This is a genomic window from Rhodoferax sp. (assembly GCF_037143375.1).
GTDB lineage: Bacteria > Pseudomonadota > Gammaproteobacteria > Burkholderiales > Burkholderiaceae_C > Rhodoferax.
Genome location: NZ_JBAWYV010000144.1, coordinates 1 through 7,592, shown reverse-complemented (window position 1 = coordinate 7,592; position 7,592 = coordinate 1). Strand labels below are relative to the sequence as shown.

Below are 7,592 nucleotides of genomic sequence, written 5' to 3'. Positions count from 1 at the left end.
CTCGTCGGCATTGACCTCGGCACCACCAACACGGTGGTCGCCTACGCGCCGATCGCCAAGCCGCCTGGCCGTGGCAAGCGGGCAGCGCTGGCGGAGATCAAGCTGTTTGACATCGCGCAGTTGATCGCGCCGGGGCAAGTCGCGGCCCGGCCGCTGTTGCCCTCGGTGCGCTACCACGCCGCCACGGGCGAAATCCCGGTGGGTGAGTTGCAGTTGCCTTGGCCCGCCGGTGATGACGCCGCACCAACGCCGGTGGTGATGGGCCAATGGGCGCGCCAACTGGGCAGCCAGGTGCCGGGCCGTCTGGTGACCAGTGCCAAAAGCTGGTTGTCGCACGCAGCGGTCGACCGCCTGGCGCCGATCTTGCCGTGGGGCGCACCGCCTGACGTTCCCAAGGTGTCGCCGGTCGACGCCAGCGCCAGCTATTTGGCCTACGTTCGCTCGGCGTGGGACGCGCAATTCCCCGGCAGCCCGCTGGCACAGCAAGACATCGTGCTGACCGTGCCCGCCTCGTTTGACGAAGCGGCCCGCGCCTTGACCCTGAGCGCGGCGCGCCTGGCCGGGCTCCCTAAATTGCGCCTGCTGGAAGAACCGCAGGCCGTGTTTTACGACTGGCTCTTACGCCACCGCAGCAGCCTCGCGGCCGAGTTGGAACACACACAACGGGTGCTGGTCTGCGATGTGGGCGGTGGCACCACCGACCTCAGCCTGATCGACGTGTCCTTGCAAAAGGGCGAGCCGCAACTGACCCGCATCGGCGTCGGCAAGCACCTGATGCTGGGCGGCGACAACATGGATCTGGCACTGGCCCACGCGGTCGAGGCCCGCATGGCCGCCACGCCCAACGGCCAAAGCGCGCCCCAACTTTCTGCCAGCCGACTGGCCCAATTGATGGAGCGCTGCCGCGCCGCCAAAGAGCTGCTGCTGGCGACCGATGCCCCTGATCAAACCCAGGTCACGCTGCTCGGCGGCGGTGCCCGCCTGATTGGCGGCAGCCGCTCGGTGACGCTCACGCGCGACGAGGTGGTGAGCCTATTGGTGGACGGATTTTTCCCGTCCGTGGCGATGAGTGAGCCGACGCACGAAGGCCGCAGCGGCATCGTGGCGTTTGGTCTGCCCTACGCACGCGACCCGGCCATCACCCGCCACTTGGCAGACTTTTTGCGCCACCACGGCGAGGCCATGCCCGACACCCTGCTGCTCAACGGCGGCGTGTTTCGGGCCGGCGCCCTGGTGCAGCGGCTGGAACAAACCCTGGGCCACTGGCGCGGCGCCCCGCTGCATCTATTGCACAACGACAACCCCGATGTGGCGGTGGCCCGCGGTGCCGTGGCCTACGCCTTGGCACAACAAGGACTGGCCCCCAAGATCGGTGGCGGCTCGGCACGCAGTTACTTTTTGCTGCTGGATGGGGCCGCTAAAAACAGCGCGGGCCAGACCGTCCCACGCGGCATCTGCCTGCTGCCACGCGGGCAGGAGCCGGGCCAGGAAGTGGTGCTCAAAGACCGCACCTTTGCCCTGCGCCTGGGGCAACCGGTGCGCTTCAACCTGTTCACTGCCCTGGCCGACGCACCCGACCACGCGCGCGCCGTACCGGGCGAGCTGGTCACGCTGGCGGGTGAACAGTTTGCGCCCTTGCCACCCATTGCTATTGTTTTAGAAGCAGCTCACGCAGGTAGCACGGGGGCTAGAGGTCAATTTGATCAAAAAGACATCCCCGTGCAACTGGCCGCTGCGCTGACCGAAGTCGGCACGCTGGAGGTGCATTGCGTCAGCCTGGCGGACCCGCGCCAGCGCTGGTTGCTCGAATTCGATTTGCGCCACGCGCCCTCAAGCGCGGAATCGGTGGCAGACATCGGCAGCCCGGACACCGCGGTGGCGACCCGCGTGAAGCTGGCCATCGACAAAATCGACCGCGTTTTTGGCACCGGCAGCCAACCCGCTACGCCCAAGGAAGTGAAGCAACTGCGCGCCCAACTTGAAAGCATTTTGGGCGAGCGCGAACGCTGGGCCACGCCGGAACTGCGGCAGTTGTTCGACGCCTTGTGGGCCCGGGCCCGGGGTCGGCGCCGCTCGGTAGAGCACGAGCGGGTCTGGCTCAATCTGGCGGGTTATTGCCTGCGCCCCGGTTTTGGCGACCCGCTGGACAGCTGGCGCGTGCAGCAACTCTGGACCCAGTTTGCGCCCGGCGTGCAGTTCGCCAGCGACAAACAGGTGAGCGCCGAATGGTGGACGCTGTGGCGGCGCGTGGCCGGTGGCCTGCAAGCGCCCGAACAACTGCGCCTGCTGGATGACTTTGCCTACAACCTGCACCACAACGAACTTGGCAGCGAGGCCGTCACCACCAAACCGGTTAAGGGCAGCGACGAAGACATGCTGCGCTTGGGCGCCGCGCTGGAGCGCATTCCGGTGGACTACAAGGTCGAGATTGGTGCGTGGTTGCTGGGGCGCATCCAGAAATCTTTGGCCTCAGCCGCCAAAGGCCGCGCCGTGGATGCGGCCAGCGACGCCCGCACGCTGTGGGCGCTGGGCCGCATCGGTAGCCGCCAGCCGTTTTATGGCCACACGCACGACGTCGTTCCTTCCGAGACCGCCGCCGCGTGGGTCGAGACCCTGCTGGCGCTCGACTGGAAACGTCTGGAGCCCGCCGCCTTTGCCGCCACCCACCTGGCCCGCATGACCGACGACCGCACGCGCGACCTGCCTCTGGCACTGCGCGAACGCATCATGGCGCGCCTGCAGTCGATTCACGCGCCTCCGGTCTGGATTGAGATGGTGCGCCACAAAGTAGCGCTGGACGAAGCCACCGAACGCCGCCTGCTGGGCGAGTCTTTGCCGCCGGGCTTGCGCTTGATGGCGTGAACAAGCGATCAGGCGGGGCTCGTTGAAGGCCATCCGCTTTGACCGCTGTTTTGTTTTGCTAATGGAATCTTGATGCCTGGATCCACGATGCTTTCCTCACCATGTGGTCAAGAACGTAACGCGCTGCATTGTCATTGAAGTAACTTTCATCGATTCCAATTGAATCAACCCAACACACTCTGCGCAACGTACGTGTACAAAGGAATTCCGAAAATAATATTCAGGGGAAATGTGATGCCCAGTGACAACCCAAAATACAACGAGGGACTAGCCTCAGGTATCGCATAACGCAACACGGCAGGCACTGCGATGTAGGACGCACTGGCGGCCAACACCATCAATAAAGTGGCATCGCCTGCGGGTATTTCAAACACCCAAGCCAGGCCCAGCGCCAGAGTTGCGTGTGTCAGGGGCCCAACCACGGCGTAGACAATGAGCCACGGGGACTTATCCCGCACCTGAGGAAGACTGCGGGCGGTCAGCAGTCCCATGTCGAGAAGGAAGAATGCCAACATACCCTTGAAGAGATCACCCGAGAACGGTTGCATGGCAACCTTGCCAGCGTCCCCACTCAGCATGCCAATCATCATCGCGCCCAAAAGCAACAATTGGGCGCCGTCGGTCAATGACTCGTGAAGGATTTTTCCAAGCGGGATACCTGACCGTCCAGATTGTGGGCCCATGGCGAGCACGGCGGCACCTCCGCCTGTGACAGTAACGGGCACACCCTGACGTTGGCGCAGTGAGTTGGCAAACAAGACGGCGAGAACAATAGCGGGGGACTCCATCATCGCCATCGCCGCGGACATATATCCGCCAAACGCCACTTGCTGATTTTCGAGTGTCTGGACCGCAGTCACAAAGGTCACGGCGCTAACCGATCCATAAGTTGCAGCCACTGCCGTGGCATCAAAACCAGACAAAAACCGCCGTAATAAGCCGTACCCAAGTAATGGCACTGCCACTGCAAGAAGGACGGCACACCCAAGACTTGTTGCCACCTGACTGGTGAAGCCGGAATGAGCAAGCGCGAATCCACCTTTTAAGCCCAGGGCCATCAGAAGGTACAGCGAGAGAAAGCGAGAGATAGGCTGCGGGATCTCCAGGTTGGATTTCAGTGCCCCGGCGAGCGCCCCAAAAATAAAGAAAAGAATGGCCGGATCGAGAAGATTTTGCATAAGTAGGGTCCTTTTGACCGATGCTATGCAGAATCATCTATCTTGTAAAATCGATTCTTACACAATCTTATATAGATAAAAGTCTATGAATATTACCTTTCGCCAACTGCGGTTGGTTCTGGCACTCAGCGAAACCGGCAGCGTAAGCGCGGCGGCGAGGGTGATGCACGTCACGCAGCCGACAGCGTCGATGCAGTTGAAAGAAATATCAGAGACCGTAGGCCTGCCGCTCTACGAAATCGTGGCTCGCAAGCTTTACATGACCGAGATCGGCTTAGAGCTGGCTCGCACAGCACGGGCTATTGCAACTGAATGGGAGGGGTTTGAGCAGCGCGTTGATGCTCGCAAGGGGTATATGCGAGGAACCTTGCGTGTTGCGGTGGTCAGCACTGCCAAGTATTTCGTTCCACGACTGCTAGGCACCTTCTGCAAACGTTACCCCGACATTGATGTTTCCTTTGAAGTCTTGAACCGCGATGGCGTTGTGAGCCGCTTGCGTAACAACCTTGACGATATTTATGTAATGTCTACACCGCCGGTCGACATCGATCTGGTGGACGATATTTTTATGGCCAATCCTCTGGTCGTGATAGCCGCTACCCGCAACCCACTTGCAAAGCACAAGCAGCTTGTTCTGCCCGAGCTCGCGGATGAACGGTTTATATTGAGGGAAAAAGGCTCAGGCACGCGCATGGCGATCGACCACTACTTCAAAGCGGCCAGGTTCCGCCCGAATCTGCGCCTGGAGCTTGGCAGCAACGAGGCCATCAAGGAATCAGTGGCCGGGGGGTTGGGTATTTCCGTTCTTTCCAGCCACGCCCTGCATGGACATGCGCGGGAGCACGGTGTTTGCGTATTGAACGTTCAGGGTTTTCCCATCGAATCAAACTGGCACGTCGTTCACCCCAAGGGCAAGAAGCTCTCGCCGATTGCTTCGATTTTTAAATCCCATTTGCTGGCGGGGACGTGAGATGCATCAGCAACCAATTTCAAAATAGCGCCGCTGGTCGATTTTCTGTGATCTCCACTTGGGGCACTATTTGAAATCCCCCGAACGGTGGCTGACCGACGACAGAAATCGCGTCATTGGACTTCCGGATATCGGGCGCTCGTGAGTGAATCTTGACGCTGCGTTGCCGGTTTACGTTTTTCTCCATACCCGACCTTCAAGCATGATGTTCTTGTATTTTTTTATTGAATTGCCAGCCCCCTTTGGGCGTTTGAAGCAAACTGTTGGTGGGGAGTTGTTTAAACCGAGAACACCTTCACCGCATCCACCAGACGCTGCGCCTGCTCGCCCATGCTGCTGGCTGCAGCAGAGCTTTGCTCCACCATGGCGGCGTTTTGCTGGGTCATCTCGTCGAGTTGGCTGACCGCCTGGCCTACCTGGGAAATACCCAGGGATTGCTCCTTGGAGGCAGTGGTGATCTCGGCCATCAGGTCATTCACGCGTCGCACATGGTTGACCACCTCGTTCATGGTCTGGCCCGCATCCGCCACCAGTCGCGAGCCTTCCTCGACCTTGTCTACCGAGTCATCAATCAGGCTCTTGATTTCCTTGGCCGCTGACGCCGAGCGCCCGGCCAGGCTGCGCACTTCGGTGGCCACCACGGCAAAGCCGCGACCCTGCTCACCGGCACGGGCCGCTTCTACCGCCGCGTTCAAAGCCAGGATGTTGGTTTGAAAGGCAATGCCGTCAATCACGCTGATGATGTCGGCAATCTTGCGGCTCGAGGCTGAAATCGCGGCCATGGTGTCCACCACGTTGACCATCGCGGCACCGCCCTTGGCGGCTACTACGGTGGCTTCCTGCGCCAGTTGGCTGGCTTGGTGCGCAGTGTCCGAGTTCTGCTGCACCGAGGCAGTTTGCTGCTCCATGGCGGCGGCGGTTTGCTCCAGGCTGGAGGCGGTCTGCTCGGTGCGGCTGGATAAGTCGTGGGTGGCTGCCGCAATTTGCTGGCTGGCGACCTGCACCCCTGCCGCCTGCTCGTACACATCGGCCACCAGCGAGTGCAGGTTCAAACCAGCCTGATTGACAGCGCGGGCGATCAGCCCGACCTCGTCGCAACGGTCCAGGTTCAGGTTCACGGCGGGTTCGCCACTGGCCACCTGTTGCGCCACCCCAAGAATCTGGCCCAAGGGGGTGGTGACCTGGTGCTCAATAAACCAGTCGGCCAGCAGCAGGCTGGCGGCCATCACTGCGCTCACACTGGCAAGCGCCACGCCACTTAACGCAGACGTTGCCAAGGCTGCGCCCATTACGACGCCTACAACCAGCAAGGGCAGGCGCACCCGCCAAGCACTTGGCAACAGTTGCAACGCACTGGCCCAACTCATCAGGCCAGTGTGCACGATCAAGCCCCGGTGAAAGGCCAGGCCAGCCGCACTTGCGTTCTTGAAGCGTGCATACAGTTGGGTGGCGATGTCGATTTCAGTGCGTGAGGGCTTGGTGCGCACTGACAGGTAGCCGGTTAACTGGCCGTTGCGGCGCATCGGCGCGGCATTGGCGCGCACCCAGTAGTGGTCACCATCCTGACGCCGATTTTTAACCAACGCGGTCCAGGACTGGCCTTCTTTGAGGCTGTGCCACATGTCGGCAAACGCCTCCACCGGCATGTCCGGGTGGCGCACCATGTTGTGCGGTTGTCCCATCAACTCGTCTGGGGCGAAGCCACTGGTGCGGACAAACGCCGCATTGGCATAAGTAATATGACTGGCAGTGTCGGTGGTGGAGAGCAAGGTCTCCTCACCAGAGAACTGGTATTCGCGCTGGGTGACAGGCAGGTTGGTACGCATGGTGTTTAAAAGCTAAAAGCTTTCCCATTCCGTTGTGTTTTGCGCCGGGTTGGGTTTGCTGGGGGCCAGGACTACACGCGAAAGGGCGAGGGGGGTCGGTCGGTGGATGCGTTTTTCGACGCCTTTGAACCCCTGTTTTGGCAGGCTGGTCGCCCGAACCGAGGCCGTGGGTGGCACCACGCGCGCCACAAACACTGCGCCCGAATTCAGTTTGAACACCGCCACCGTGCCCACCAGGTCCTGTGCCTGTGATTTCAGACTGCTGGCGGCGGCCGCCATTTCTTCGACCAGCGCGGCGTTTTGCTGCGTCACTTGATCCATTTGCGTTACCGCCTCACCCACCTGCGACACACCCAGGCTTTGCTCGCGGCTGGCAGCACTGATCTCGCCCATCAGATCGGTCACGCGTTTGATGCCACTCACCACCTCGGTCATGGTGCTGCCCGCCAGATCCACCAGCGTCGTGCCTTCTGCCACGCGCTCCACACTGGCATGTATCAGGCTCTTGATCTCTTTGGCGGCATCGGCTGAACGCCCGGCGAGGGAGCGCACCTCACTGGCCACCACCGCAAAGCCGCGTCCCTGCTCACCCGCGCGGGCGGCTTCGACGGCCGCATTGAGCGCCAGAATGTTGGTCTGAAACGCAATGCCCTCAATCACGCTGATGATGTCGGAGATCCGTTTGGAACTGTCGTTAATGTGTTTCATGGTTTCAACCACTTGGGAGACAACCTCGCCGCCCTGGATGGCGGTGGT

General features: G+C 61.1%; 5 protein-coding genes. 2 read left to right on the top strand and 3 right to left on the bottom strand.

The window, feature by feature from the left end; translation table 11 throughout:
• Positions 1-2,862: Hsp70 family protein (locus WCG50_RS15785; protein WP_336900554.1), on the top strand; the 2,862-nt coding region annotated here is incomplete at its 5' end.
• A gap of 164 nt (positions 2,863-3,026) precedes the next feature.
• Here the strand turns inward: WCG50_RS15785 and WCG50_RS15780 are convergent.
• The gene (locus tag WCG50_RS15780; protein WP_336900553.1) at positions 3,027-4,040 is read right to left on the bottom strand and encodes a sodium-dependent bicarbonate transport family permease; all 1,014 of its coding nucleotides are present in this window, start codon (positions 4,038-4,040) and stop codon (positions 3,027-3,029) included.
• Positions 4,041-4,125: 85 nt separating this feature from the next.
• Between WCG50_RS15780 and WCG50_RS15775 the strand changes: the two genes are divergently transcribed.
• Complete coding sequence (locus tag WCG50_RS15775; RefSeq protein WP_336900552.1) at positions 4,126-5,010, top strand: LysR family transcriptional regulator; 885 nt, start codon at positions 4,126-4,128, stop codon at positions 5,008-5,010.
• A 278-nt stretch (positions 5,011-5,288) separates the two neighbouring features.
• Here the strand turns inward: WCG50_RS15775 and WCG50_RS15770 are convergent, their stop codons facing one another.
• The gene (locus WCG50_RS15770; protein WP_336900551.1) at positions 5,289-6,836 is read right to left on the bottom strand and encodes a methyl-accepting chemotaxis protein; all 1,548 of its coding nucleotides are present in this window, start codon (positions 6,834-6,836) and stop codon (positions 5,289-5,291) included.
• A 12-nt stretch (positions 6,837-6,848) separates the two neighbouring features.
• The coding region (locus WCG50_RS15765) for a methyl-accepting chemotaxis protein (protein ID WP_336900550.1) at positions 6,849-7,592 on the bottom strand (744 nt) is incomplete at its 5' end.

Coding starts and splice junctions, on each gene's coding strand:
- WCG50_RS15780 (WP_336900553.1), bottom strand. CDS start 4,040: ATGCAAAATCTTCTCGATCCGGCCATTCTTTTCTTTATTTTTGGGGCG.
- WCG50_RS15775 (WP_336900552.1), top strand. CDS start 4,126: ATGAATATTACCTTTCGCCAACTGCGGTTGGTTCTGGCACTCAGCGAA.
- WCG50_RS15770 (WP_336900551.1), bottom strand. CDS start 6,836: ATGCGTACCAACCTGCCTGTCACCCAGCGCGAATACCAGTTCTCTGGT.